Origin of the sequence: Micromonospora sp. NPDC005172 (assembly GCF_040608555.1) — a bacterium.
GTDB lineage: Bacteria > Actinomycetota > Actinomycetes > Mycobacteriales > Micromonosporaceae > Micromonospora.
In genome coordinates this window covers 120,172-145,804 of the sequence record NZ_JBEXIL010000005.1, presented here as the reverse complement: position 1 = coordinate 145,804, position 25,633 = coordinate 120,172, and the positions used below count along the sequence as shown (strand labels likewise).

The 25,633-nt window shown below is 70.9% G+C and carries 21 protein-coding genes, 1 pseudogene and 1 riboswitch; of the genes and pseudogenes, 7 read left to right on the top strand and 15 right to left on the bottom strand.

The features are described 5' to 3' along the window. Nucleotides 1–687 precede the first annotated feature (687 nt). Complete coding sequence (locus ABZV06_RS05565; RefSeq protein WP_355618908.1) at nucleotides 688–1,584, bottom strand: hypothetical protein; 897 nt, start codon at nucleotides 1,582–1,584, stop codon at nucleotides 688–690. 553 nt (nucleotides 1,585–2,137) lie between these two features. Beyond that, nucleotides 2,138–4,951 carry an ATP-binding protein gene (locus ABZV06_RS05560; protein WP_355618905.1) on the bottom strand — a complete coding sequence of 938 codons (2,814 nt, stop codon included), beginning with the start codon at nucleotides 4,949–4,951 and terminating at the stop codon, nucleotides 2,138–2,140. Between the two features lie 204 nt (nucleotides 4,952–5,155). On the opposite strand from ABZV06_RS05560, the gene ABZV06_RS05555 reads away from it, so the two are divergent. Together ABZV06_RS05555 and ABZV06_RS05550 are read left to right on the top strand one after the other, a co-directional pair. Further along, nucleotides 5,156–6,913 (top strand): M28 family peptidase, encoded by a 1,758-nt coding sequence (locus ABZV06_RS05555; RefSeq protein ID WP_355233148.1) that lies wholly within the window; start codon nucleotides 5,156–5,158, stop codon nucleotides 6,911–6,913. A 133-nt stretch (nucleotides 6,914–7,046) separates the two neighbouring features. Further along, nucleotides 7,047–7,553 carry a hypothetical protein gene (locus ABZV06_RS05550; RefSeq protein ID WP_355618902.1) on the top strand — a complete coding sequence of 169 codons (507 nt, stop codon included), beginning with the start codon at nucleotides 7,047–7,049 and terminating at the stop codon, nucleotides 7,551–7,553. Nucleotides 7,554–7,650: 97 nt separating this feature from the next. On the opposite strand, the gene ABZV06_RS05545 is transcribed toward ABZV06_RS05550, so the two are convergent. Further along, on the bottom strand, nucleotides 7,651–8,349 hold the full coding sequence (locus ABZV06_RS05545; RefSeq protein ID WP_355618899.1) for an SDR family oxidoreductase: 699 nt from the start codon (nucleotides 8,347–8,349) through the stop codon (nucleotides 7,651–7,653). A 194-nt stretch (nucleotides 8,350–8,543) separates the two neighbouring features. Between ABZV06_RS05545 and htpG the strand changes: the two genes are divergently transcribed. Both htpG and ABZV06_RS05535 read left to right on the top strand, forming a co-directional pair. Further along, complete coding sequence (htpG, locus tag ABZV06_RS05540) at nucleotides 8,544–10,460, top strand: molecular chaperone HtpG (protein WP_355618896.1); 1,917 nt, start codon at nucleotides 8,544–8,546, stop codon at nucleotides 10,458–10,460. Between the two features lie 221 nt (nucleotides 10,461–10,681). After that, a riboswitch (cyclic di-AMP (ydaO/yuaA leader) is annotated at nucleotides 10,682–10,852 on the top strand. After that, nucleotides 10,852–11,529: a transglycosylase family protein gene (locus ABZV06_RS05535; protein WP_355233152.1), complete on the top strand. Its 678-nt coding sequence runs from the start codon at nucleotides 10,852–10,854 to the stop codon at nucleotides 11,527–11,529. Its footprint overlaps the riboswitch before it by 1 nt. Before the next feature lie 74 nt (nucleotides 11,530–11,603). Here ABZV06_RS05535 and ABZV06_RS05530 read toward each other — a convergent pair whose 3' ends face one another. The 3 genes from ABZV06_RS05530 to ABZV06_RS05520 all read right to left on the bottom strand — a co-directional run bounded on the left by ABZV06_RS05530 (nucleotide 11,604) and on the right by ABZV06_RS05520 (nucleotide 13,755). Then, entirely contained in the window at nucleotides 11,604–11,951 is a 348-nt protein-coding gene (locus ABZV06_RS05530) for a hypothetical protein (protein ID WP_355233153.1), read from the bottom strand. Nucleotides 11,952–12,072: 121 nt separating this feature from the next. Beyond that, nucleotides 12,073–13,260 carry a DNA polymerase IV gene (gene dinB / locus ABZV06_RS05525; protein ID WP_355618893.1) on the bottom strand — a complete coding sequence of 396 codons (1,188 nt, stop codon included), beginning with the start codon at nucleotides 13,258–13,260 and terminating at the stop codon, nucleotides 12,073–12,075. A 57-nt stretch (nucleotides 13,261–13,317) separates the two neighbouring features. Beyond that, nucleotides 13,318–13,755 (bottom strand): VOC family protein, encoded by a 438-nt coding sequence (locus ABZV06_RS05520; protein WP_355233155.1) that lies wholly within the window; start codon nucleotides 13,753–13,755, stop codon nucleotides 13,318–13,320. Between the two features lie 95 nt (nucleotides 13,756–13,850). Here ABZV06_RS05520 and ABZV06_RS05515 point away from each other — a divergent pair, with 95 nt between their 5' ends. Next, nucleotides 13,851–14,825, top strand: coding sequence for a YafY family protein (locus ABZV06_RS05515; RefSeq protein ID WP_355233156.1), 975 nt, complete (start codon nucleotides 13,851–13,853; stop codon nucleotides 14,823–14,825). Here ABZV06_RS05515 and ABZV06_RS05510 read toward each other — a convergent pair. The 5 genes from ABZV06_RS05510 to ABZV06_RS05490 form a co-directional block, all read right to left on the bottom strand. Next, a complete protein-coding gene (locus ABZV06_RS05510) occupies nucleotides 14,720–15,298 on the bottom strand; it encodes a GNAT family N-acetyltransferase (RefSeq protein ID WP_355618890.1) in 579 nt (192 codons plus the stop codon). The two genes, ABZV06_RS05515 and ABZV06_RS05510, sit on opposite strands and share 106 nt — an antisense overlap. Next, entirely contained in the window at nucleotides 15,295–15,828 is a 534-nt protein-coding gene (locus ABZV06_RS05505; RefSeq protein WP_355233158.1) for an N-acetyltransferase, read from the bottom strand. Before ABZV06_RS05505 ends, ABZV06_RS05510 begins: the two co-directional genes overlap by 4 nt. A 73-nt stretch (nucleotides 15,829–15,901) precedes the next feature. Next, on the bottom strand, nucleotides 15,902–17,476 hold the full coding sequence (locus ABZV06_RS05500) for an FMN-binding glutamate synthase family protein (protein WP_355618887.1): 1,575 nt from the start codon (nucleotides 17,474–17,476) through the stop codon (nucleotides 15,902–15,904). A gap of 61 nt (nucleotides 17,477–17,537) precedes the next feature. After that, nucleotides 17,538–17,951: a VOC family protein gene (locus ABZV06_RS05495; protein ID WP_355233160.1), complete on the bottom strand. Its 414-nt coding sequence runs from the start codon at nucleotides 17,949–17,951 to the stop codon at nucleotides 17,538–17,540. A 120-nt stretch (nucleotides 17,952–18,071) separates the two neighbouring features. Next, complete coding sequence (locus ABZV06_RS05490; RefSeq protein WP_355233161.1) at nucleotides 18,072–19,202, bottom strand: N-acetylmuramoyl-L-alanine amidase; 1,131 nt, start codon at nucleotides 19,200–19,202, stop codon at nucleotides 18,072–18,074. Between the two features lie 175 nt (nucleotides 19,203–19,377). Here ABZV06_RS05490 and ABZV06_RS05485 point away from each other — a divergent pair. Continuing rightward, nucleotides 19,378–20,154, top strand: a pseudogene (locus ABZV06_RS05485) (hypothetical protein); the annotation flags it as partial. Nucleotides 20,155–20,806: 652 nt separating this feature from the next. Next, nucleotides 20,807–22,018 carry an MFS transporter gene (locus ABZV06_RS05480; protein ID WP_355618884.1) on the top strand — a complete coding sequence of 404 codons (1,212 nt, stop codon included), beginning with the start codon at nucleotides 20,807–20,809 and terminating at the stop codon, nucleotides 22,016–22,018. A gap of 30 nt (nucleotides 22,019–22,048) precedes the next feature. Here ABZV06_RS05480 and ABZV06_RS05475 read toward each other — a convergent pair whose 3' ends face one another. The 4 genes from ABZV06_RS05475 to ABZV06_RS05460 all read right to left on the bottom strand — a co-directional run bounded on the left by ABZV06_RS05475 (nucleotide 22,049) and on the right by ABZV06_RS05460 (nucleotide 25,579). Beyond that, nucleotides 22,049–22,876: a pentapeptide repeat-containing protein gene (locus ABZV06_RS05475; protein WP_355618881.1), complete on the bottom strand. Its 828-nt coding sequence runs from the start codon at nucleotides 22,874–22,876 to the stop codon at nucleotides 22,049–22,051. 285 nt (nucleotides 22,877–23,161) lie between these two features. After that, nucleotides 23,162–23,581 carry a YchJ family protein gene (locus ABZV06_RS05470; protein ID WP_355618878.1) on the bottom strand — a complete coding sequence of 140 codons (420 nt, stop codon included), beginning with the start codon at nucleotides 23,579–23,581 and terminating at the stop codon, nucleotides 23,162–23,164. A gap of 44 nt (nucleotides 23,582–23,625) precedes the next feature. Beyond that, nucleotides 23,626–24,396 carry an SGNH/GDSL hydrolase family protein gene (locus ABZV06_RS05465; RefSeq protein WP_355618976.1) on the bottom strand — a complete coding sequence of 257 codons (771 nt, stop codon included), beginning with the start codon at nucleotides 24,394–24,396 and terminating at the stop codon, nucleotides 23,626–23,628. A 76-nt stretch (nucleotides 24,397–24,472) separates the two neighbouring features. Further along, complete coding sequence (locus ABZV06_RS05460) at nucleotides 24,473–25,579, bottom strand: magnesium and cobalt transport protein CorA (protein WP_355233164.1); 1,107 nt, start codon at nucleotides 25,577–25,579, stop codon at nucleotides 24,473–24,475. Nucleotides 25,580–25,633 lie beyond the last annotated feature (54 nt).

Here is a 25,633-nt window from a genome sequence, read left to right as displayed (position 1 = left end):
CCATGGGCACAGCTCCACCTCCTGAAATGGCAGGTCCGGGCACGGAGCCCCGCTCACGTACCCGAACCGCTACCCGGTGTGTTGCCCGTCCAGGAGATCCGACTTGGCCATCCCCTGTCAAGTGTGAAAGTGGAATGGCTACCTATACAGATATGCTCTGAGCAGCTCCTATGGAGGAAGCCGCTAGGGATTTCAAGTATGACAGGGGGTGATGTAGCAATGCTGAAGAGATGGCCTGGCAGCGGCGGTTGTACGGGAGCGCAGAGCTTCAGGAGCGTCTGGGCGTCTCGCGCGTCCGCGTCGTCCAGCTCACCACTCGACCCGATTTCCCGGCGCCGTTCGATCACCTGGCCGGCGGAACTGTGTGGCTGGTAGAGGATGTGGAACGCTGGATCACGGAGCACCAGCCCTGGAAGGCCAGGGGAGCGGACGAACCCCCGCCGCCGGAGAGCTGAGCGGGACGCCAGCCGACCCAGGAGGCCAGATACGAAACGGCCTGCCCTCTAGATCGAAGGGCGGCAGTTGTCCGTGCGGAGTCAGGCGCGGCCTGTGAAGCGTTCACCTGACCGGAGAGCGTGGAGCCTGGGCGAAGGCTTGGCGCGCGTGGAACGCTTCTCCGTTCTGGCCCGCATCGTGCCCTCGGCCTCCCGGTCGTTCAGGGCGGCGTCCACCGCGGCCAGGGCGGAGCTAGTCACCCCTCGTGCGAATGACGAGTAGATCAGTCTCGTGGACACCGTACACATGAATGAGGGCGTCAAGGACGTTCTTGGCAATGTCGATGGCGAACGTTGTGCGATCACCACGGAAGTGGAAGTCCTGGTAGAAATTGGGCGCGTACTCATCTGGCGGCTTCCAGCCATGCTCGGACAGCAGGCTTTCCTGAGTCCGAGACAGTCGATGCCATGGGGCGAGGAAGCGCGACGACACCAGCTCGACGTGCACCCCGTCCACTTCGCGCATAAATTGAGCATAGATTCCCTCTATGCCATGGACTTCCAGAATGAAGAATCTGCTATCCTTCCTGCGTCGCCACTTCGGCTTCACCACCAGCCATTCGATCGCTCCTGCAATCAGATCAATGCGCTCACGGATGAGCTGCCGTCGTAAGGCCAGTTCAGCTTGGCCGACATCGTTCGAGTCAAATCCTAAGAATTGTGCACGGGTCGCCCGCATTTCAGGTCGGTCTAAGATGGCAACAATTCGTTCTAAATGATAGATGTCGCACTCGCCGCCTGCGCTAGCCAGCAAATCGGCCCGTTGTGATAGCGAGAGTTCCTGGTTGCATACGAAGGCGATGCCATCAACGCCATTAGCTGCAATGCCTGCCGCGTCGGCAGCGAATTTGCTCTTGATTGTCTTGTATGCCTGCTGGCCGCGAGGGAAATACACGGCCATGATCCAGGTCATTCCATCGCGACGCATGACAGCATCTTTCTTGCCGTCAGGCCCGCCTAAGGGGTGACTTGGATCGAAACGCCCGTACCCTTCGCTGAGCACGACCTGCGCCGCTAGGCGCTCGGATGCCCCTTGGCCTGACGTCCACATGAGCAGCCGGTGCCACGTCTCGTCCCATCGAGTCGCCATCCTGACATTCTGATTGGCGCTTGCTGAGATACAACGGCGGGGTCCGGACAACGTTAGCCCTCCTGATTGACGCTCCGCAGGAGCGGGATCCAACTGATTCCGTGCCGTCAAACAACGACATCACGGGTCGCTGAGTGACGGTGACGTAGGCGAGGGCTCCGAGCTAGCCGGCGACCGGGAAGCTTCTAACGCCGTCTCAAGAGAACTGCTGCCGTCCAACCCACGGGCCTGAGTGTGGCCCGGATCGCCGTCCCTGGGACATCGGTGGAGTCCCGAAACCGATCCGAACGCCAGAGGACCATCGCTAGCGCCCCGGTCCGCCCGGACCCATCAGATCCTGAGGGGAGCCGGTCCGATGACCCAGCTTATGCCGGACCCCAGGGCGGAAGGGAGTAGGAAATCCTAGAGCTGCAACTTCCGTGTATACGTCTTCCCAGCTCAGGTTCCGCTTCCAGTTCTCATCTGGACTGATCGGGCAGAATTTCCCAGGCAGGGCTAGGGTTTTTACCCGCCTGCGTTGCTTCGTAGTCCACGCCGAGCCGGTCGCCCGGTCTCAGGCCAGCCGTCGTTCGATGGTCACGGTCGTCCCCTCGCCGGTGGAGACGAGCCGTACGTCGCCGTAGGCGTTCATCAGTAGCGCGCCACGCCCCCGGTCCATGGCCGGTCGACGGTCCCGCCAGGTGCCGAAGTCGCGTACCGAGATCCGGACCAGCGTGTCGCCCACCTGGAGTCGGACCCGCACCTCGGGGCGGCTGGGTCGTTGCGCGTGCTCGACGGCGTTGTTCATCGCCTCGGAGGCGGCGAGCAGCAGATCCTCCGCCACCTCCCCGTCGACGTCGAGGTCGTCCAACGCCAGCCGGACGTCCTGTCGCATGGCGGCCGCCGAGGTGGGCACCGACGGGTACGTCCATTGCTCGTCCAGCCGGTCGCCGAGCCCGTCGCCGTGCGACGTGCCGGCTGTCGACGTGCTGGCCGGGTCGCCGGTCACGGTATCGACACCACGATCCGCGAGGGGCGCGCTCTGCTCGGGCTGGACCTCGACCGCCGTGGGCCGGGCGGGAGCGCTCGACGCCGGCTCGCCGTCGGCGCTCGGCGCGGTGGCTGCGTCGCCGGCGACCTCGGTGCGGGCGCGGCGGATGGCGGTCCGGATCCGGGCGATCAGCTCGGCGGCGGCGAATGGCTTGACCAGGTAGTCGTCGGCGCCGAGGCTCAGGCCGGCCACGCTGGCCTCCTCGCCCGCCCGCGCGGAGAGCACCACGATTGGCAGCGCCCGGGTTGCGGGGTCGGCCCGCAACCGGCGGACGAGGTCGGAGCCGTCCAGCACCGGCATCATGACGTCGGTGAGCACCAGGTCCGGTGGCTCCCGGTGGATCGCGTCGAGCGCCTGGAGCCCGTCGGTGACCGACCGCACCCGCCAGCCCTGGGCGGCGAGCAGCCGGCTCAGGTATGCGCGCATGTCGCTGTTGTCGTCGGCCACCAGGATGCGTGCCCCGACCAGCTCGTCGGCGGCCGGGCCCGGCGCCGTGGCGGGCTCGGCGACGTCGCCGGTGGGGTCGGTCAACCAGCTCACCGCCTCCTGGACGGCGGCGCGTGCCGCGTCGCCCCGCCCCTCGCCGGGCGGTGCGGTCGTGGCCGGGCGTCGCGTCGCCGACCAGGGCAGGGCCACGGTGAAGGTGGTGCCGCCGCCCACCCGGCTGGTCACCCGGACCTCACCGCCCTCCAGACGGGCCAGCTCGTGGACCAGGGCCAGGCCGATCCCGGTGCCCTCGTGGCTGCGGGACCGTGCGCCCTGCACCCGGTGGAAGCGCTCGAAGAGCTTCGGCAGGTCGGCCTCGGCGATCCCGATGCCGGTGTCGGCGACGGTGAGGCGTACCTCGTCGTGGTCCGCGTCCACGGCGATGCGGATGCGACCGATGAAGGTGTACTTGAGGGCGTTCGACAGCAGGTTGGTGACGATCCGCTCCCAGTTGACCGGGTCGACGGTGACCGGGCGGGGCAGGGGCGGGCAGTCGACCTCCAACGTCAGGCCGGCCCGCTCGACGGCGGCGCGGAAGACGCTGGCCAGCTCGGCGGTGAGCGCGGGCAGGTCCACCTCGTGGGCGTCGCTGCGAGCCCGCCCGGCCTCCAGGCTGGAGAAGGTGAGCAGGCTGTTGACCAGGGTCAACAGCCGGGTCGCGTTGCGCCAGGCGGTCTCCACCCGCTCTCGCTGCGCGGGTGCCAGCGGCGCGGCGGTGTCGGCGAGAGCGTCGGCGAGCGGTCCGAGCATGAGGGTCAACGGGGTACGGAATTCGTGGCTGACGTTGGTGAAGAAGGTGGTCTTCACCCGGTCCAGCTCGGCCAGCGTCTCGGCCCGGCGTCGCTCCCGCTCGTACTCCTGGGCGTTGTGCACCGCCGCGGACACCTGCTGTGTCAGCAGTTGGTAGAAGGAGCGGTAGGCCTCGTCCAGGTCCCGGTTGGGGCTGACGCCGACCAGCAGGACGCCGAGCGGCTGGTCCTCGGCGGCCGAGGGCAGCGGCAGGGCCAGCGCGGCGCGGGCCGGGTCGCCCCACGGGCCGGCGGGCAGCGACAGCCGGTCGGCGACGCCGGTCAGGTCGGTGGGTCGACCCGACGCCGCCTCCGGTAGCGCCCAGGCGCGGGCCGTCGGGCTCGGGTCGGCCAGGTCGACGACGGACGGCAGCGCACCGGTGACGGTGGCATGGTGTGGGCCGCCGCCCGCGCAGGCGATCCGGCGCAGGGCCGCGCCGTCGCGCAGGTAGATCGCGGCGAAGGGTACGTCCATGGGATCGCCGTGGATCGCGTCGATCAGCCGCGCGCACGTCGCGTCGACGTCGACGGTGCGCCCGTCGCCGGGTAGCGACAGGTCGCGGAGCAGCCGCAGCCGCCGTTCGCCGACGACCTGCTCGGTGACCTCGCTGCACACCGTCAGCACGCCGACCGTGCGGCCGTCGTCGTCGCGGGCCGGGGCGTGCGAGACGCTGAAGTACGCCTCCTCGCGGTAGCCGGCGCGCTCCAGCAGGAGTTGGAGGGCGGGTACCCAACTGGCCACGCCGGTCGCCATCGCCTGCTCGATCAGGGGGGCGAGGACGTCCCAGCCCTCGGCCAGGGTCACCCGCACGTCGCCACCCAGGGCGGCGGGGTGCTTGTCGCCGATCAGCGCGGAGTACGCGTCGTTGTAGAGCTGGGAGAAGCGCTCGCCCCAGAGCAGCAGCATGGGGTAGCGGGAGGAGAGCACCACCCGTACGGCGGATCGCAGGCTCTGTGGCCAGTCGGACACCGCGCCGAGCGGTGTGTCGGCCCAGTCCAGCTCCGCCATCAGCCGGCCGGTGTCACCACCATCGTCGAACAGGTCGGTGCGGGGTCGTGTCACGCTCGACCCGGCCTCATCGCTAGCCCCCCGTTCCGGGCCCGACGACCCCTGCTGGCGTTACCTACCCATCCTGACACCTCTACTCACCTGTGCCGACGCCGGTACCCACCGTCTAACGGGCGGGGGTTCGGGACGAACGTCCGATGTCACAGAGATAGATATCTGTAAGTGTCTCGGATATCTCTCCGACCCCGAGGAGCCCCCATGAGAGGTAGAACGCTGAGCGCGGGAATCGCGCTCGCCGTGTTCACCGGGATGACGGTGACGCTGGCCGCCCAGCCGGCGACCGCGTCATCCTCCGCCACGACGACAGCGGCCCGGCCGATCGCCGCGTCCGCCGCCGTCCTGGCGGCGCCGGACATCTCCGTCAGCAACGTCCAGGCGCACCTGACCCAGTTCAACTCCATCGCCAGCAGCAACGGCGGCAACCGGCGGGCCGGCTCGGCCGGCTACACCGCCTCGCTCAGCTACGTCAAGACGAAGCTCCAGGCGGCCGGCTACACCGTCACTGAGCAGTACTGCTCCAGCTGCACGTACCCCTCGAACAACCTCATCGCCGAGTGGCCCGGCGGCCCGTCCGACCAGGTGGTCATGTTCGGCGCGCACCTGGACAGCGTCTCGGCCGGTCCGGGCATCAACGACAACGGGTCCGGCTCGGCCACCCTGCTGGAGAACGCCCTGGTCCTCGCCGCGCAGAACCCGACCGTGACGAAGAAGGTCCGGTTCGCCTGGTGGACCGACGAGGAGCAGGGCCTCAACGGCTCCCGCTTCTACGTCAACTCGCTCAACTCCACCCAGCGCGGCTACATCAAGGGCTACTACAACTTCGACATGGTCGGCTCCACCAACGGCGGTTACTTCATCAACCGGGTCAGCTCGACCACGGCGGCGCCGCTGAAGGCGTACTGGGACTCGCTGGGGCTGCAACCCGAGGAGAACGTCGAGGGTCAGGGCCGCTCCGACGACTACTACTTCCAGCAGGCCGGCATCCCCACCTCCGGGTACGCGGCGGGCGCGAGCGCCCGCAAGACCAGCAGCCAGGCGGCCAAGTGGGGCGGCACGGCCAATTCCGCCTACGACTCGTGCTACCACCGTTCCTGCGACACCACCGCCAACGTCAGCGCCACCGTGCTGAACCGGGCCGCGGACGGCGTCGCGTACGCGCTGTGGCAGCTCGCCGTGGGCAGTGGCACCCCGACCAACGACTTCTCGCTCGCGGTCAGCCCCACGGCGCTCACCGTCGCCCGGGGCGCCAGCGCCAGCGCGACGGTCAGCACCGCGACCACCTCCGGCTCCGCGCAGACGGTCAGCCTCAGCGCGTCCGGAGCGCCCAGCGGGGTGAGCGTCTCCTTCAGCCCGTCGTCGGTGACCTCCGGCGGGTCGGCCACGGTGACGCTGACCGCGTCGTCCAGCGCCACCACGGGCACGGTGACCGTCACGGTCACCGGCACCGGCTCGGTCACCCGGACCGCCAGCCTCACCCTCACGGTCACCGGCACCGGTGGCTGCGCCGGCGGCCAGGTGATCGGCAACGGTGGCTTCGAGAGCGGCACCACGCCGTGGACCGCCTCCTCCGGCGTGATCACCAACTCCGGTAGCCAGCCGGCCCGGACCGGGTCGTACAAGGCGTGGCTCGACGGGTACGGCAGCAGCCACACCGACACCCTGTCCCAGTCGGTGACCGTGCCGGCCGGCTGTTCCAGCTACACGCTGTCGTTCTGGCTGCACGTGGACACCGCCGAGACCACCGGCTCCACCGCGTACGACAAGCTGACCGTGCAGGTGGGCTCGACCACGCTGGCGACGTACTCGAACCTGAACGCCGCCTCCGGCTACGCCCAGCGCACGTTCAGCGTGGCCGGGTTCGCGGGCCAGACGGTGACGTTGAAGTTCACCGGCACCGAGGACTCGTCGTTGCAGACCAGCTTCGTGATCGACGACGTGACGCTTCAGGCCAGCTGAGGGAGGTCGGGTGGGGGTGGCGGTCACACCGCTCCCACCCGACATCTGGTCATGACCATCGATCTCTGGTAGAAATCTTTCAAGGCCGGCCCCTGATTCGCAGAATTCCGCCCCTCACGCGAACGGGAGTGCCATGTCACCCGACCGATCCACCCTGCGCCGCCGCGTGCTCACGCTGCTGGTGGCCACCCTGGCGACGCTCTGTGCCGCGTTCGGCCTGGCCGCGCCGGCCTTCGCCATCAGCCACTCCAGCGCCACCTCGCAGCTGCGCGCCGCCGGCATCTCCTGGACCTCTAGCGGCAACTGCAGCGACCGCAACGTCTCCACCTGCACCTCGTTCGACGGGGTCCGGCAGGCCACCATCGACGGCATCATCACCTTCAAGCGGGCCAGCGGCTGCGCGGTCACCGTCACCGCCGGCACCGAGGTCGGGCACGCCGGGGGCACGTACAGCCACTGGAACGGCTACAAGCTCGACATCGCGCTGAGCACCTGCATCCAGAACTACATCTCGGCGAACTACACCTATGTCGGTTACATCTCCGGCTTCGGTTACCAGTACCGGGCCGCCTCGGGCAACCTCTACACCAAGGAGGGCAGCCACTGGGACATCCTCTTCTACAGCTGCGGCGGCTGCTGAGCGACGGATGTCGAGCCGGTGCGTGGGTGGAGCTGGCCGCGTAACCGAGGACGGGCCGCCGCCGGATGCTCCCGGCGGCGGCCCGTGGCGTCCACGGTCAGGGGAGTTGCGGGTAGAGCGCGGCGACCCCGCCGGCGAGCCCGCCCTGCACCTGTCGGCTGATGTCGTCGGAGACGATCTCGTACGCGTCGGCCTCGATGCCGTCGACGGCGAGCCGGGCGATCACCGCCGGGTCCGACTTGGCGCCCGTGACGGTCGCGGCCATGTCGGTGTCCATGTAACCGACGTGCAGGCCGGCGACCCGGACGCCCCGCTCGGCGAGCTGGAGGCGCAGCGCGTTGGTCATCGCCCACTCGGCGGACTTCGCGGCGCCGTACGCCCCGTGCAGGGGGAAATTCACCCAGGACAGCACGGAGAGCACGTTGAGGACCGTGCCGCCGCCGTTGCCGGCGATGACGGGGGCGAAGGACCGGATCATCGACAGGTTGCCGAGGTAGTGGGTCTCCAGCTCCAGCCGGATCAGGTCCAGGTCGCCGTCGAGGAGGTCCGCCCGGCTGTCGATGCCGGCGTTGTTGACCAGGAGGTTCACGTCACCGGCCAGCTCGGCGGCGGCGGCCACCGACGCGGGGTCGGTGATGTCCAACCGGACCGGCGTCACGCCGGGCAGGTCGACGCTGTCGGGGTTGCGGGCGCCGGCGTAGACGGTCGCGCCCCGGGAGACGAGTTCGGCGGCCAGGTGCCGGCCGAAGCCCCGGTTGGCGCCGGTGACGAGGGCGGTGCTTCCAGCGATCTTCATGGGGTTGCTCCAGGTTCGTGGCGGGGCTTGTCGCACCGAACGCTATCCGGCTGGCTTCTGTTGAGCAAAGTCAGCTAGGTCACGCGCCGGGCGCACGGGAATCGGGAATACGACCCGGAGGCGCACACGTGTACGCCGGTGACGGCTCGTATCCTTTGCGCGAACCTCCGCACGAGCCGAGAAGGGGAGACGGTGTGAGCAACCAGGCCGAGACGTTGGAGTTCCAGGCCGAGGCGCGTCAGCTTCTGCAACTGGTCGTCCACTCGATCTACTCGAACAAGGACGTCTTCCTGCGGGAACTCATCTCGAACGCGTCCGACGCCCTGGACAAGCTGCGGCTGGCGACGCTCGTCGACAAGGATCTCGTCGCCGACACCGACGACCTGCACGTCGCCATCGAGGTCGACCGGGACGCCCGCACGCTGACCGTCCGGGACAACGGCATCGGGATGAACCGCGACGAGGTGGTCCGGCTGATCGGCACCATCGCCAAGTCCGGCACCGCCGAGCTGCTGCGCCAGCTGCGCGAGTCCGCCGACGCCCGCGCCTCGCAGGAGCTGATCGGGCAGTTCGGCGTCGGCTTCTACGCCGCGTTCATGGTCGCCGACCGGGTCACCCTGCTGACCCGCAAGGCCGGCGAGACCGGCGGCACCCGCTGGGAGTCCGCCGGCGAGGGCACCTATTCCGTCGAGGCCGTCGACGACGCGCCGCAGGGCACCTCGGTGACCCTGCACCTCAAGCCGGTCGACACCGAGGACAACCTGCACGACTACACCGCCGAGTGGACGGTCCGCGAGATCGTCAAGCGCTACTCCGACTTCATCGCGTGGCCGATCCGGATGACCGTCGAGCGTCCGGGCGCCGAGGGCGAGGCGGCCACCAGCGAGGTGCAGACCCTCAACTCGATGAAGGCGCTCTGGGCGCGCTCCCGCGACGAGGTCGACGCCGCCGAGTACAACGAGTTCTACAAGCACGTCAGCCACGACTGGGCGGACCCGCTCGAGGTCGTGCACATGAAGGGCGAGGGCACCTTCGAGTACGAGGCGCTGCTGTTCCTGCCCAGCCACGCCCCGCTGGACATGTTCTCCCCGCAGGGCCGCCGCGGCGTCCAGCTCTACGTCAAGCGCGTGTTCATCATGGACGACTGCGAGGCGCTGGTCCCGACATACCTGCGCTTCGTCAAGGGTGTCGTCGACGCGCACGACCTGTCGCTGAACATCTCCCGCGAGATCCTCCAGCAGGACCGGCAGATCCAGATCGTCCGCCGCCGCCTGGTCCGCAAGGTGCTCGCCACGGTCAAGGACCTGAAGGCCAACCACCCCGAGCGCTACCGCACCTTCTGGACCGAGTTCGGCGCGGTGGTCAAGGAGGGGTTGATCGACGACACCGACAACCGCGACACCCTGCTGGAGATCCTGTCGGTCGCCTCCACCCACGACGCGGCGGAGCCCACCGACCTGGCCGGCTACGTCTCGCGGATGAAGGACGGCCAGACCGACATCTGGTACGCCACCGGCGAGTCCCGGGCCACCATCGAGAACTCCCCGCACCTGGAGGCGTTCCGGGCCAAGGGTCACGAGGTGCTGCTGCTCACCGACCCGGTCGACGAGGTGTGGATCGAGCGGGTCGGCGAGTACGACGGCCGGCCGCTGCGCTCGATCGCCAAGGGCCAGGTCGACCTCGACACCGACGAGGAGAAGCAGCAGGCCGAGGCCGAGCGCGAGCAGCAGCGGCAGGAGTTCGGCGCGCTGGTGCAGTGGCTCGGCACGACCCTCGCCGACAGTGTCCGGGAGGTCCGGCTGTCGTCGCGGCTGACCACCTCGCCGGCCTGCGTGGTGGGCGACGCGCACGACCTCACGCCGACGCTGGAGAAGATGTACCGGGCGATGGGGCACGAGGTCCCCACGACCAAGCGGATCCTGGAGATCAATCCTGGTCACCCGCTGGTCGCCGGGCTGCGCAAGGCCCACGAGCAGGGCGACTCCTCGGAGGCGCTGACCGAGACCGCCGAGCTGCTGTACGGCCTGGCGGTCCTCGCCGAGGGCGGTGAGCTGGCCGATCCGGCACGCTTCACCCGTACGCTCGCGGACCGGCTGGCGCGCACTCTCTGATCACCCCCGGCCGGCGGACCCGATCCGGGGGTCCGCCGGCCGGTTGGCAGGTGGACGTCGACCCTGATCGGAAACGGTCCATCATGGTCGGTGCACAGGTGGACGTCGTCCGCAACCGCTGGCCGGAGCGCCCCGCGTGGGCCGGTGAACAACTTCACAAGCGGTGGGCGACCGTCACCGACCGTGCCTACCGTCGGTCGGGTCCACCACCGTGGACGCCGCGACCGGCAACGCCAAATCCTGCCCCCGGTCGTCGGAAACAGAACCCGGGCAGGAGCGGGGGACCCAACGTTCCTCGGTGCATGTCACCTCGGGGTGAAGCCGCCACCGTGCGGCCGGGCTCCTCGGCCCGAACCCGACAGCTCACCTCGCCGGCGTGGAGGAACGAACCATGACGTCTGCGTACACACCCCGTCATCGACGGGTCACCACCCGCCGCGTCGCCGTCGGCACCCTGGCCGTCGGCGCGGTCACCGGCGCCGTCGCCCTCTTCGGCCCGGCGGCTCCGGCCCAGGCCGGCGTCAACTGGGACGCGGTCGCCCAGTGCGAGTCCGGCGGCAACTGGAAGATCAACACCGGTAACGGCTACTACGGCGGGTTGCAGTTCTCCCAGGGCACCTGGGCCGGCTACGGCGGCACGAAGTACGCCGCCCGCGCCGACCTGGCCAGCCGCGGGGAGCAGATCGCGATCGCCGAGAAGGTGCTCGACGGGCAGGGCATCGGCGCGTGGCCGACCTGCGGCCGCAAGGGCGGCTCGTCGGGCGGCTCCGCCACGACGTCGACCAAGTCCACCGCGAAGCCCTCGACGAAGTCGTCCACCGGCTCGTCGAAGTCCACCGCCGGCAAGGAGCGGTCGTCGCGGGGCGACCAGCCGGCGACCCGTAATCACGAGCGGACCGCCCCGGCGGCCAGCGGCGACACGTACGTGGTCAAGCCGGGCGACACCCTGTCGGAGATCGCCGAGCGGCACCGCCAGGCCGGCGGTTGGCAGGCCCTGTACGAGCGCAACCGGCAGCTGGTCGGCGCCGACCCGGGGCTGATCCTCCCGGGCCAGCGACTCGCTCTCTGACGCTCGACAGACGAACGCTCGGCCGGGTCACCGGCCGAGCGTTCGTTCGTCTGCTGGTCTCCGCGCGGTACGCGTCACGCCGCCGAGGCGGCCTTCCTCGGCTCGCGGCGCGCTGCCGCCTCGCCGTTCCAGCCCCAGCGCGGTGCCGGCGCGGTCGCCCAGCCGGTGCCGGCGGCGTCACCGTCGACGGTCATCTCGGCCGAGTCGGGGGTGCTGCGGGCCAGCCGCACCGACTGCTCGGCGCTCGTGCGGGCCGCGCACGGCCAGGCCTGGCCGGCGCACTGGAGATTGCGGCAGTGCCCCTCGTCGTCGGGCTCGTGGGCCTCGAGCACGTCGACCGCGAGCTGCCAGAGCAGCGGGTCGGTCACGTCGTGCGGGCGTTCGGCGCGGCGGCTCGATCGGTTGCTGGTGTCGTCGGACATGTGCCCCCCCTCGTCAGGCTGTACCCCACAAGGGTCACCCGTCGGCTGCCGGCTAAACCGCCGACCTGCTGTGATGTGTCTCCTGTCGCAACTGGGCGCGTGGACACCGCACGCAGATCGGTCAATCCGGCAGCAGCGGCATCTCGACACCCGGCTCCCGGCCGAGCAGGACCGCACGGGTGAGCGCCGTCGAGCCGAACCGGTCGCGGACCGCGTCGACCGCTGCGTCCAACTCCGCGCCCGGGTCGCGGTGGAACGGCAACTCCGGCTGGACCGGACTGTCGTCCAGGTTGCCCACCGACACACCGATCAGCGTGACACCACGACCGTCGATCTCGAACCGGGCCGCCCGCAGCAACGCGCGCGCCGCGGCGAGCAGCGGCGTCGTGTCCGCGGTCGCCTTGCCGATGGTGTGCGAGCGGGTCGCCCGGCTGTAGTCGCCGAAGCGCAACCGCAGCACCACGGTGCGACCGGACCGCCCGGCCGCGCGCATCCGGCGGGTGACCCGGTCGACCAGACCGGCGAGGATGGCGTCCAGTTCCGCCGGGGCGTGCGGGGTACGACTCAGCGCGTGTTGGGCACCCATCGAGCCGCGTCGGCGACCGACCTGCACCGCGCGTGGGTCACGGTTGTGCGCCAGCGCGTGCAGGTGCCGACCGGCACCGGACCCGAGCAGCGACACCAGCGCGGCCTCACCGAGCCGGGCCACGTCGCCGACGGTACGGATCCGGTGCTCCCGCAGCTTCGCGGAGGTGACCGGGCCGACGCCCCACAACCGTTCGACCGGGAGGGGGTGCAGGAACGCCGCCTCGGCGTCCGGTGCGACCACCAGCAGGCCGTCTGGTTTCGCCACCCCGCTGGCCACCTTCGCCAGGAACTTCGTGCGGGCCACACCCACCGTGATCGGAAGGTGGACCCGTTCACGGACCTCCCGGCGCAGCCGCGCCGCGATGTCGGCCGGTGACCCGACCAGCCGCCGCAGGCCGCCCACGTCCAGGAACGCCTCGTCGATGGAGATCCCCTCGACCAGCGGAGTGGTCTGCCGGAAGACCTCGAAGACCGCGCGGCTCGCCGCCGTGTACGCCGACATCCGAGGCGGCACCACGATCGCGTCCGGACACAGCCGGCGTGCCTGCTGGCCGCCCATCGCGCTGCGGACGCCCCGCGCCTTCGCCTCGTAGCTGGCCGCGAGGACCACGCCCCCGCCGACGATCACCGGCCGGCCGCGCAGGCGTGGATCGTCGCGCTGCTCGACCGACGCGTAGAAGGCGTCCAGGTCGGCGTGCAGGATGTTGGCACCGGGCGACACGTACACATGTTCGCACGGCATCCGGTGGTCGCGGCAGTGACCTGCGCGGACGTGGCGTCAGTCGAGACAGAACTCGTTGCCCTCCGGGTCGGCCATGACGAGGTGACCGGCACCCAGCGGGGGAGCGGGCTCGTGGCGGCTGAGCCGGGTGGCGCCGTGCGCGGCGAGCCGCTCGGCCTCCTTCTCCAGGGCCGCCATCCGCTCGTCACCCTCCAGTCCGGGTGCGGCCCGCACATCGATGTGTACGCGATTCTTGACCTGCTTGGGCTCGGGGACCCGTTGGAAGAACAGCCGTGGTCGCGAACCCTCGGGGTCGACCACCGCCGACGCGTCGTTGCGGTGCTCCGGCGGCACCCCCATCGCGTCGAGCGCCTGCTCCCAGGACTCGAAGTTCCCGGGCGGGTCCTGCACCTGGTAGCCGAGTGCCTCGGCCCAGAACGCCGCCAACGCGGCAGGGTCGGCGCAGTCGAGGGTGATCTGGATGTCGCGGGCCATGTCAGCTCCCTGTCTCGTGATCCTGGTCGGTCATGGGTCCAGCCTCTCGTGGATAGCGGACAGAAGCGTTCCGCAATTCGTGTAACGATCGGTGCGTGACCGTCGAGGCGACGACCGAGCGGGTGTTGCGGTTGCTGGCGCTGCTCCAGCAGCGGCCATCCTGGACGGCTCGGGACCTCGCCGCCGAACTCGGTGTCACCGACCGTTGCGTACGCCGTGACGTGCAGCGACTGCGCGCGCTGGGCTATCCCGTGCATGCGGCGCCGGGCGTCGGTGGTGGCTACCAGCTCGGTGCGGGCACCCGCCTGCCACCGTTGCTCCTCGACGACGAGGAGGCGATCGCGACGGCGGTCTCGCTGCGCCTCGCCTCGGGCGGCACGATCGCCGGCGCGGGCGAGGCGGCCCTTCGGGCCCTCACGAAGCTCGACCAGGTCATGCCGGCACGGTTGCGCGCCGAGGTACGGGCGGTGCACGGTTCCACGGAGACGCTCATGGGTCCGGTGGCCGAAGTCGACGCCGAGGTGCTGGTGACGCTGGCCCGGGCCTGCCGCGATGCCGTACGGGTGCGCTTCACCTACGAGACACGCAACGGTGGGCGACACGAGCGGACGGTCGAGCCGGTCCGGATGGTCACGACAGGTCGCCGCTGGTACCTGATGGCCTGGGACGTGGACCGCGACGACTGGCGGACGTTCCGCCTGGACCGGATGGCTGCCGCTGTCGCGACGACCTGGCGTTTCCGGACGCGCGAGCATCCGGACCCGGTCGCCTTCGTGCAGCGGGCCGTGACCGAGGCGTCGTACCGCTATCTCGCCCGGGCACGCGTGCGTGCGACGGTCGACCAGGTGCGCAAGCTGGTGCCGCCCCAGGTGGGGCGGGTCGAGGAAGACCGCGACGGGTGGTGCGTGCTGATCGTCGGCGGGGAGCGCCTGGACTGGCTCGCCGCGCACCTCGCCCGTCTGAGTTACGAGGTGGAGGTGGTGGAGCCGCCGGAGTTGCGCGACGCGGCAGCCCTGCTCGCCCGTCGGCTCGCGGCGATGGCCGGCACGGCGTCACAGGACAGCGTGTAGTGACGCAGCGACACCGCGCTGCCGTCCGGTGCTGTCCACGGCGCGGTGCTGCTCCCGGTGTACCGCCACCCGGTGCGCTCGTAGAGGGCCACCGCCGCGGCGTCGTCAGACGTCACCTCCAGCACCAGGTCGGTCCCACGCGCGCTCGCCCACTGGCGAACCCGGTCCAGCAGCGCACCGCCCAGCGCCAACCCTCGGGCGCTCGGCACCACGAAGAGACGCGCCACCTCGGCCGTCGGTGGAGCCGACGGCGTGTCCGCCCGGTTGGGCACCCGATGCACCGCGACGTGCCCGACAACCGCCGCGTCGTCGACGGCGACCCAGGCGTCCGCCGGGCGCGGCTCGCGTAGCCAACGGTGCGGGTCGGCGGGCCAGTTCACCGGGTAACGGTCGACCCGGTGAACCTCGGCGAGCGCCGCGACGCACCCGTCGAGGTCGGCGGCACGTCGGCGGCGGAGGCGCGGTGTGGTCACAGGTCGTCGAACGGGCGTGCGTAGCGGAACTCGCCCCGGATCGAGTCGCGCCACCCGGTCATCGGACGGGCCATGAAGTACTGCGGCCCCCACGGCTGCGGCGGGGTGACGCCCAGGTCGACGGCAGGCCCGAACCCGAAGCGCGGGTAGTAGTCGGGATGCCCGAGCAGCACCACGAGAGGCTCGTCCCGCGCATCGGCCGCGCCGAGCACCGCGTGCATCAGCGCGCTCCCGACGCCGCGCCGCTGCCAGTCGGGGAGCACGCCGAGCGGGCCGAGGCCCAACGCCACCGGCTCACCGCCCACCCGGCCCCGCGTGGCCACCACGTGCCCCACCACCTGGCCGTCCGAATCGACAGCCACCAGAGAGTACGCGGGCAGCCATCCCTCGTCGGCGCGCAGCGCGTCGACCAGGGTCGCCTCCACCGGTACGCGGTCGCCGTTCCCATCGTCGCCGGCCTTGGCGAACGCGGCGGCGTGCACCGCCCGGATGGCGTCGACGTCAGCGGGGGTCTCACGTCTGATCAGCATCGCGCCACGATACGGGCGGCCCGCCCAGGTCTCCACGTGTACCAGACGAGCCAGGGGTGGTGCGGCCTGTTCGTCAAACCACGGCGGTTGCCGACGGCGGGGCGCTGCCGCCTCGGGGCGCCTCCAAGGTCATCAGCCGGATGATCTCCTTCTGGTCGGCGGGGGAGGGCAACCCCCACTCCGGCCGGTACCCGTACACCTCGTGCAGTGGGCTGGAGCCGGTGCGGCCGTCCAGGATCTCCACGGCATCCGTGTCGATGAGGCTGGGGTGTTCGACGCCGCAGGCCTCGGCGACCTTGGTCAGGTCCCGGCGCAACGTCGCCAGGTAGTTGGCTGCCCGGACGGACTTGAGCGTCGGGTCGAGGCCCCGGGCCAGCCAGGCGTTCTGTGTCGCCACCCCGGTGGGGCAGGTGTCGGTGTGGCACTTCTGCGCCTGGATGCAGCCGATCGACAGCATCGCCTCCCGGCCCACGTTGACCATGTCGCAGCCGAGGGCGAAGGCGACGATGGCGTTGTCCGGCAGACCGAGCTTGCCGCTGCCGACGAACACCACCTGTTCGTGCAGGTCGTGCTCGGCGAAGACCTTGTAGACCCGGGAGAAGCCCTGCTGGAACGGTAGTGACACCGAGTCGGTGAAGATCAGCGGCGCGGCGCCGGTGCCGCCCTCGCCGCCGTCGACAGTCACGAAGTCGACGCCCCGACCCGTGTCCCGCATCAGGCCGGCCAGTTCCTGCCAGAAGCTCAGGTCGCCGACCGCCGACTTGATGCCGACCGGCAGGCCCGTCTCGGCGGCCAGCAGCTCCACCCAGTCCAGCAGACTGTCGCAGTCGGAGAACTCGGCGTGCCGCGACGGGCTCACGCAGTCCTGCCCGGCCGGGATGCCCCGGGTGGCGGCGATCTCGGCGGAGACCTTCACCCCGGGCAGCAGTCCACCGAGGCTCGGCTTCGCGCCCTGGCTCAGCTTGATCTCCAACGCGCGTACGGGGGCCTCGGCGACCAGCTCCTTCAACCGGTCGAGGCTGAACCGGCCGTGTTCGTCGCGGCAGCCGAAGTACGCCGTCCCGAGTTGGAAGACCAGCTCACCGCCGTTGCGGTGGTACGGCGACAGGCCGCCCTCGCCGGTGTTCTGAAGGCACCCGGCGAGGGCCGCGCCCTTGTTCAACGCGCTGATGGCGTTGCCCGAGAGCGAGCCGAAGCTCATCCCGGAGATGTTGACCACCGACTCCGGCCGGAAGGCGCGCGCCCGCCCCCGGGCGGCGCCGAGCACCTTCGCGCACGGCAGCCGTACGTCGTGCCCGGCCGTCGGGGACGACGGTGGCACGGCCCGGCCGAACGTCCGGTGCTTGATGATCGGGTATCCGGGCGTGTACTCGATGTCGTTGTCCGTACCGAAGCCGAAGTAGTTGTTCTCCTGCTTGGCCGAGGCGTAGACCCAGCGGCGCTGGTCCCGGGTGAACGGGCGTTCCTCGTTGTTGCCGGCCACGATGTACTGCCGCAGCTCCGGCCCGATCGCCTCCAGCAGGTACCGCGCCCGGCCGAGCACCGGGAAGTTGCGCAGCAGCGCGTGGTCGCGCTGGATCAGGTCGCGCGCGGCGAGAGCCGCGACGGCGGCGGCGACGGCAGGTACGGCTCGACGGGCCCAAGTCATGCCGGGCAACCTTTCCGCCGGGGCCCCCTGCCAAACCGGCCAGCCGGCGACATCGCGCTGCTCAGGCCGCCGGCTGGGTGATGTTGACGAGCCAGGCGATGCCGTACGCGTCGACACACATGCCGTACTCGTCGCCCCACATCTGCTTCTCCAGAGGCGTCGTCACCGAACCCGTAGCGGACAGTTGCTCCCAGTACCCGCGCAGCTCGGCCGCGTCGTCGCCGCTCAGGCTGATCGCGATGTTGGTGCCGGGAACGTGGTCCATGCCGGGCGCGGTGTCCGAGGCCATCAGGACGAAGCCGCTCGTGCTCTCGATCATCGCATGCATGATCTGGTCGGCCAGATCAGGCTCGGCGGCGCCGAACTCGCCGAACGTCATCATCGTCAGCTTGCCGCCGAACACGCGATGGTAGAACTCCATCGCCTCCCGGGCCGTGCCTGGGAAGTTGAGGTACGGGTTGAGTCGTGACTGCACAGCACCCTCCTTCGCCCTGGTCGGCATCATCGTGGCAGGCCGGAAGGGGGTGGACAACGAGGCGCGCTGGTGCCGCGTCGGAGGCGGCGCGGAACAACCCTGGCCGCCTCCGACCGAAGGTCAGTGGCGCTTGAACGACTGGCGGACCATGCCGCCGACGATCACACACCAGGTGCTCGTGCTGAGCTTGCCGTCGCGGGGCAGCCCGTGCAGCGCCTGCACGTCCTGCACGGCCCGGCGGGTGGCGTGGTCGTACAGCCCGGTGGCGGTGACCGCGTACCCCTTGGTGGCGAGGATTTCCTGGACGGCCGTGACCGGCGCGCCGGCGGCGTGCTGGTCCAACTCCGGCGCCAGGGTCTCCCAGGTGGGCGTGGTGAGCGTGGCGTCCACGTCGACCGCGATGCCGTTGCGGGCCTGCCAGTCCTGCACGGCGGCCACGGTCGCGGCGTCGAACGTCCCGCTGACCGTCACCGCGTAGCCCCGGAAGACGAGCAGGTGCTGCACCACCCGGACCGACGGCGAGTTGACGAACCGCCACAGGTCCGGCCAGCGGCGCGCCGGCACATCACCGAGCGGGGTGCCCAGGGCGGTGTGCACCCGCCGCCGCAGCTCGGGGAACTGCCGGTAGAAGGCCGCGCCCGGGCACTCGGTGGTGCGGAAGTCCCAGTGGCCGAAGATGTCGTACGCGTGCAGGCCGTACTGCCGGCAGATCGCGACGCAGAGGTCGACCAGCGAGTCGGTCAGCGCCTGCGGCGGGGTCTCGGTGACGTAGGTGCCCTCGTTCTCGATGCCGATGGCCCGGCCGTTCTCGCCCGGACAGTGCGCCGCGATCATCTGGCGGTCGCCGGCTTCGAGGCGTTCCAGGCTGCCCCTGCGGCCCTCCAGCACGTAGCCGCCCCGGCTCACCGTGAAGTGCTGGCCGGTGTCGGACCAGCCGTTGCCGTCCATGTGCAGGTCCTGGCAGTCGTGGGCCAGCTTGACCGCCTGCTCGCGGGAGTAGTCGGTGACATTCGGGAACGCCATGTGGTGCACGATGATCTTGTTGGTGGCGATGGCGCTGACCGACAGCGGGTCCGCCGGTGGGCGGGCGCCCCACTCGTCGCAGCTGATGATCCAGTCCAGGTCCGTGCCGGGGGCGGCCTGCGCCGCGCCGGAGAAGGCGAGTTCGCTTCCGACGACGGCGACCGTGGCCGCGCCGAGACCGGCGCGCAGCAGCGTCCGGCGGTCCACTTCGGAATGGTCGACGTGCATGACATCTCCTCCTGCGGCCGACGGCGGGGGGATGAAAAGTAGCTCCAGTGGCCGCGCGCACAACGGAGAATATTGCCAAGAGTCGCCGCCGCGCTAGGGCCGCTCGGAGTTTCCTGGGGCGCTGGTGGGGGTAGGTCGGGGCGGACTGTCCGCGCTGCCCCTAAGGAATGACCATATGAGTGACAACGTCAGCGATGCGGTGGGCGACGCCCTTCGCTCGGTGATGCTCTTCCTGCCCAAGGCCGTCGCCTTCCTGGCGATCCTGGTGGCCGGATGGCTGATCGCCAAGGCCGTGCTGAAGATCGTGGAGAAGGTCCTCGAACGGGTGGGCTTCGACCGCGCCGTCGAGCGCGGCGGCATCCGCCGGGCCCTCAACCGCTCCCGATACGACGCCAGCGACATCGTCGCGAAGCTCGTCTACTACGCGGTGTTGCTGCTCACCCTCCAGCTCGCCTTCGGCATCTGGGGGCCCAACCCGATCTCCGACCTGATCACCGCGGTCGTCGCGTGGTTGCCCCGCGCCTTCGTCGCGATCGTCATCGTCGTGGTCGCCGCCGCCATCGCCAACGCCGTCAAGGACATCATCGGTGGCGCGCTCGGCGGCCTGTCCTACGGCCGCGTGCTGGCCGGTACCGCCTCGGTGTTCATCCTCGGCCTGGGCGTCATCGCCGCGCTGAACCAGATCGGCGTGGCCACCGCCGTCACCACGCCGGTGCTGATCGCCGTGCTGGCCACGATCGGCGGCATCCTCGTCGTCGGGGTCGGCGGTGGTCTCATCCGGCCGATGCAGAACCGCTGGGAGTCGTGGCTGACCCGCGCCGAGCAGGAGTCGCAGCTCATCGCCACGCACACCCGCGCCTACCGGGCCGCCCGCGCCGACGCCGAAGCCGAAGCCGCCCGTGCCGAGACCGAAGCGGCCCGCGCCAAGGCCGAGACCGAGGCGGCCCGCGCGACCGCCGCCCGCGCCGACGCGGACAGCCCGTCGGTCACGACCCACCCCTCCGACGCGGATGCCACGCAGGTGACGACCTGGCCGTCCGAGGCGGACGCCACGCAGGTGACGACCCGTCCGTCCGACCCCGACGTGACGCAGGTGGTCACCCGCCCGTCCGACCCGGAGGCCACCCAGGTCGTGACCCGGCCGTCCGACCCGGACGCCACGCAGGTGGTGCGGTCGTCGACCGACGACACCACCCAGTTCGTCGTCCGGGAGACGCCCGTCGACGCCGCTCCGGCCCGGGAGGCCACCGACGACACGACGCAGGTGGTGGGCCCCCACCGGGACGCCGACACGACCCAGGTGATCAGCGGTGGCACCGGCGGGGTTCCCGCTCAGCGCAGCAGCGACGACAGCGAGACCACGACTGTCATCCCGCCGGCGGACCCCGACCGGCGCTGAGTCGCTGCGGAACGAGCGGGGGCGTGCTCCACCTGGATCACGCCCCCGCTCCCGTCCCACCGAAAGCGCTGGCCGGCGTCGACGCGGCCGGTCTACCATCGCCGACATGACCTGGCGACATTGATCCAGCGCCGTAGGCCCGACCCGTGGACCGCCACGGGCACCGCACGTCCGGTGTCCGTCTCCACGTCCACGGGAAGGCCTCATGACCCACCTCGCCGCACGCGTGCCCGACCCGGCGGTGCGCCGCCTCTCGGCGACCCTCTACGGGTACGCGTTCCTCAGTGACCTCGTCCTGCTCTATCCGCTCTACGTGGTGCTCTTCGCCGACACCGGCCTGTCGGTGGGGCAGATCTCGTCGTTGTTCGTCATCTGGTCGGCCGCCGGAATCCTGTTCGAGGTGCCGTCCGGGGCGTGGGCCGACGTGGTGTCCCGCCGGCTGCTGCTGTGCCTCGCCCCGCTGGTGACCGCCGCCGGGTACGCGCTCTGGGTGCTGCTCCCGTCGTATCCGGCCTTCGCCGTCGGGTTCCTGCTCTGGGGCGCGGGCGGCGCGTTGGTCTCCGGCGCGCTGGAGGCGCTGGTCTGGACCGAGCTGGCCCGGCTCGACGCCGTCGACAGGTACGCCCGGGTGCTCGGCCGCGCGCGGACCGCGGGTGTTCTGGGCGTGGTGGTCACCGGAGTGCTGGCCGGTCCGGTGTTCGCCGCCGGCGGCTACCCGGCGGTCGGCGCGGGCAGCGTGCTCGCCTGCCTGCTCGCCGCGCTCGTCGCGACCCGATTCCCCGAACACCGCCCGCCGTCCGGCGACCACCTGCCCGATTCGGCAGGCCCCGACGACGGCGGCGACCTGACCTGGTGGGACACGCTGCGGGCCGGCGTGACGCAGGTCCGGACGCGACCACCCGTGCGGGCCGCCGTGCTGCTGGTCGCCGTGGTGGCCGCCGACTGGGGGGCGCTGGACGAGTACACGCCGCTGCTGGCCCTGGACACCGGCGCCGGCGCGCAGGCTGTGCCGCTGCTGCTCCTGCTGCTGTGGGCCGGCGTCACCGTCGGCGGGCTGCTCGCCCCTGCGGGGGAACGGCTCGGCCGTCGCGGCTACGCCGCGCTGCTGGCACTGGTCGCCGTGGCGCTGGCCGGGGGCGCGCTGGTCCGGCATCCGGCCGGCTTCGTGCTGCTCGCGGTGGCGTTCGGCGCGGCGCAACTGGCGGCCGTCCTGGCCGACGCGCGACTCCAGGCGAGGATCACCGGCGGGAGCCGTGCCACCGTCACCTCACTGGCCGGGATGCTGACCGACGTGCTGATCATCGGGACGTACGCCGGTTACGGGCTCGTTGCCACGGCGGCGGGCAACGCGGTGGCGTTCGCGGCGGCGGCCGGGGCGTACCTGGTCGTGGCGCTGGTGCTGCTGGGTCGCCGCTGACGCTGGTGCGGGCCAGCTCTTCCGCCGTCCTCAACACTGCGCCGGCCGAGGAACGTCCGCGGGAAATATGGTGCGCTCATCTGTCCTGGCGCACGTCAGGTGCGCTTGCGTCAGGTCTGCGCCGGTCAGGTCCGCGTGGTTCAGGTTCGCGTCGAACAGGCCCGCACCGGATAGCTTCGCTCCGGCCAGGTTCGCCCCGGTCAGGTTCGCGCGGGTCAGGTTCGCGGCGGTCAGGTTCGCGCCGGTCAGGTTCGCGCCGGCCAGGTTCGCGTTGCTCAGATCCACGTGGTCCAAGTCCGCGAAGCGGAGGTGCGTGTCGGTCAGGTTCGCGTAGCTCAGGTTCGCGGAGGTCAGGTTGGCTCCGGTCAGGTTCGCCCGGGCCAGGTTCGCGAGGCTCAGGTTCACCCCGGCCAGGTCAGTCTCGGTGAGGTCCGGCGTGGTGATGCGGGCGGTCAGCCCGTCTAAACTGCTGCCGTCACGGGTGACATCACGTCGACCCAGGACGGTGAGCGCGGCCTGGATATCAACCGTTGGAGAGTCCAGAACGGGCGGCTTCGTTGGGAGCGCGGTGGCCCGCTCGATGGGGGCGTGGATCCGGACAAACGCGGCGAGGATGTCGATGACGGCGGCTTGGTCCACGGTCGAGTCGCGCATAATGCGCTCCAGGGCGTAGATCGCGCCCAGACGTACGTCTAACTTCTCCATGCCGGGCTGGCCGAGCTGCTCGACAGCCTTGGTGAACCGGTCGGTTATCTGCCCCTGGGCGGTGAGCCGCTGCTGCTCCCGGTTGGCCTCGTTGGTGATGTACAGGCCGATGGCCACGAACAGCACCGACAGGATGCTGCCGACGGCGGTCACCAGGCCACCGATGGCCACGAACTTTTGCCACCGGTCCGGCTCGGTGTCGGTCGACCCTGTCGGAGCGAGCCTCAACCGAACTGACGCCGCTCGAGCCCGATGTAGCGTGCGGGGCATGCCGGCAGAATGCCCTGCGGCTTTCCAGTACCGCCTTGGAGCGGGCACCCCACCACGTTCACGAGCTTCGGCGTGAGACCGGTTACGATGCGTCGACGACATAGGTCCATTGGAGCCGACGTGGGCCAGCGGGCACTAGGTCGCCCGGGCCGGCTTCCTACGCAGCCGTCAGAGCTGCTCGCCGTCGACGTAGACCCAGCGGCCGTCCTCGCGGACGAACCGGCTGCGCTCGGTGAGCGTGCCCGGCCGACCGGCGTCGCGGTAGTGGGCGTGGAACGTCACGGTGCCGGTGGCGTCGAGCAGGCCCCCGCGTTCGGTGTCGACGATCTCCAGCCGGGTCCAGCGCTGACCCCGGTCCAGCTCCAGCCGCTCCGGCCGGGTCGAGGAGTGCCAACTGTGCAGCAGGTATGCGGTGTCGCCGAGGGCGAAGGCGCTGAACCGGGAGCGCATCAGCGCCTCGGCGGTCGACGCCTGGGTGCTGCCGTCGTGGATGGGGGAGCAGCAGCCGTCGTACGCCCGGGCGGAGCCGCACGGACAGGTACGTCCCGTCGTCGCGTTCGCCCGCCGGCGTGCCGAACCCTTGCCCACGCCGTCATCCTGCCGCACCACAGGGAGGTCTCGGCGGCCGGCCGTCACCTTTCCAGCGCCACCGGCAGGGGCACCGGCCGTTTGGCGACCCGGTCGTCCCCCGACGACCGACCGCGCAGATGCCGGGCCAGCCAGGGCAGCAGATGGCGACGCGTCCACGCCAGCTCCGCGCCGAGCACCTCGGCGCGGCGTCGTAGCGGCGCCGCCGGCAACGGGACCGTCCAGGAGTCGTCGAACCCGGGCAGACCCGCGCTGTACGCCAGCGCGGCGGCGATTCGCGCGTGCCCGGCGCTGTTGGCGTGCAGCCGGTCGTCGCTCCACAGCCGGGGATCCGACGAGACCGGGTGCGCACCCAGGTCGAGCAGTGTGGCCCCGGTCCGCGCGGTGGCCGCGCGCAGCGCCGCGTTGAGCGCCAGCATCCGGCCCCGCAGCGGCCGGGCCAGCGGCATCACCGGCGCCGGGTCCGGCATCGTGAAGGTCAACACGGTGGCGCCCTGGCCGACCAGCGCCCGCTGCATCGCCGCGACGTCCTCGGCGACCTGGTCCGCATCGAAGGAGGGACGCAGGACGTCGTTCATGCCGGCGACAACTGTGGCGAGGTCGGGGGCGAGATCGAGGGCGGGTTGGAGCTGCTCGGCGCGGATCTGCGCGGTGGTCCGGCCGCGGATGGCCAGGTTGGCGTACTCCAGGCCGCCCTGGGCGCGGGCCACCGCCACCGCGAACCGGTCGGCCCAGCCCCGGTAGCCGCCCGAGCCGTCCGGATCGTCGAGCCCTTCGGTGGTGCTGTCACCGATTGCCACGTACCGCTGCCACATCACGCGGGCGAGGTTAGTCCCTGCTCCTCGGACCGCCGAGCGGTGGTCGGCGGACAGTTACGGCCGTCCTGGCCGGTCAGAGCCAGTTGGAGCGGCGGAACAGGCGGTACAGGGCGAGCGCGGCCACCGCCATCAGGGCCAGCGCCCCGGCGTACCCGTAGCGCCAGGCCAGTTCGGGCATGTGGTCGAAGTTCATGCCGTAGACGCCGGCGATGCCGGTCTGGGTCGCGGCGATGGCCGCCCACGCGGCGATCTTGCGCATGTCGTTGTTCTGCTCGACGCCGAGCTGCGCCAGGCGGGACTGGACGATCGAGGTGAGCAGATCGTCGTATGCGGCCACCTTGTCCACGGCCCGACCCAGTCGACCATCCACGTCCACGAACCAGCGGTGCAGGGCGCGCGGCGGTCCGTCGCCGGTCGGGTCGAGCAGCGTGCGCAGGGGCGTCTGGAGGGGGAGCACCGCCCGCTTGAACTCCACCACCTCGCGTTTGAGCTGGTAGATGTGCTGGATGTCGGCCGATCGGTCCCGGGCGAAGACCGCCTCCTCGACGCGCTCCAGGTCGCGCTCCACGTGCCCGGCCACCTCCAGGTACGTGTCGACCATGCGGGCGCAGACCGCGTACGCCACCGCCCAGGGACCGGCGGCCAGCAGCGCGGGCCGACGCTCGATGTCGGCGCGGACGTCGCGTAACGCCCCGGCGGCGCCGTGCCGCACGGTGACGGCGAACCGGTCACCGAGCAGCACCATCACGTCACCGGTGTCGATCACCTCGGAGGTGTCGGTCAGCTCGGCGTGCTCGACGTACCCGGCGGTGCGCAGCACCAGCAGGGTGACCGGCCCGTGTCGCTGCACGGTGGGCCGGTGCCCGTCGGCCAGCGCCTGCTCGACGGTCAGCTCGTCCAACCCGAAGGTGCGGCCCACCGCGGCGAGCACGGCCGGCCCCGGCTCGTGCAACCCGAGCCACACGAACGCGTCGCGGCTCCGCCGGGCGCGGGCGTACGCGTCGTCGTAGTGCGGCCGGCCCGGCTCCCGTCGACCGTTGACGTAGACGGCGCAGTCGACCACGGCGTCCGGATTGGACCGGCGGGGTGTGGGAGTGTCACCGCCGGGGCGACCGAGCAGGCGACGGGCCAGGGCGCGTACGCCCCGACCGGCCCGGTCCCGTACCGCTCGCTGATCCACGACGCGCCCCCTCCCGCGCACCGACGCGGCCACGGTGCTTGCAGGGCATGGTGC

What these genes read in the sequence shown, in the direction of transcription:
- ABZV06_RS05555 (WP_355233148.1), top strand. Translation starts at nt 5,156, where the DNA reads ATGAGAGGTAGAACGCTGAGCGCGGGAATCGCGCTCGCCGTGTTCACC.
- ABZV06_RS05550 (WP_355618902.1), top strand. Translation starts at nt 7,047, where the DNA reads ATGTCACCCGACCGATCCACCCTGCGCCGCCGCGTGCTCACGCTGCTG.
- ABZV06_RS05545 (WP_355618899.1), bottom strand. Translation starts at nt 8,349, where the DNA reads ATGAAGATCGCTGGAAGCACCGCCCTCGTCACCGGCGCCAACCGGGGC.
- ABZV06_RS05530 (WP_355233153.1), bottom strand. Translation starts at nt 11,951, where the DNA reads ATGTCCGACGACACCAGCAACCGATCGAGCCGCCGCGCCGAACGCCCG.
- ABZV06_RS05480 (WP_355618884.1), top strand. Translation starts at nt 20,807, where the DNA reads ATGACCCACCTCGCCGCACGCGTGCCCGACCCGGCGGTGCGCCGCCTC.
- ABZV06_RS05520 (WP_355233155.1), bottom strand. Translation starts at nt 13,755, where the DNA reads ATGGCCCGCGACATCCAGATCACCCTCGACTGCGCCGACCCTGCCGCG.
- ABZV06_RS05490 (WP_355233161.1), bottom strand. Translation starts at nt 19,202, where the DNA reads ATGCACGTCGACCATTCCGAAGTGGACCGCCGGACGCTGCTGCGCGCC.
- ABZV06_RS05565 (WP_355618908.1), bottom strand. Translation starts at nt 1,584, where the DNA reads ATGGCGACTCGATGGGACGAGACGTGGCACCGGCTGCTCATGTGGACG.
- ABZV06_RS05535 (WP_355233152.1), top strand. Translation starts at nt 10,852, where the DNA reads ATGACGTCTGCGTACACACCCCGTCATCGACGGGTCACCACCCGCCGC.
- ABZV06_RS05465 (WP_355618976.1), bottom strand. Translation starts at nt 24,396, where the DNA reads ATGTGGCAGCGGTACGTGGCAATCGGTGACAGCACCACCGAAGGGCTC.
- ABZV06_RS05505 (WP_355233158.1), bottom strand. Translation starts at nt 15,828, where the DNA reads ATGCTGATCAGACGTGAGACCCCCGCTGACGTCGACGCCATCCGGGCG.
- ABZV06_RS05500 (WP_355618887.1), bottom strand. Translation starts at nt 17,476, where the DNA reads ATGACTTGGGCCCGTCGAGCCGTACCTGCCGTCGCCGCCGCCGTCGCG.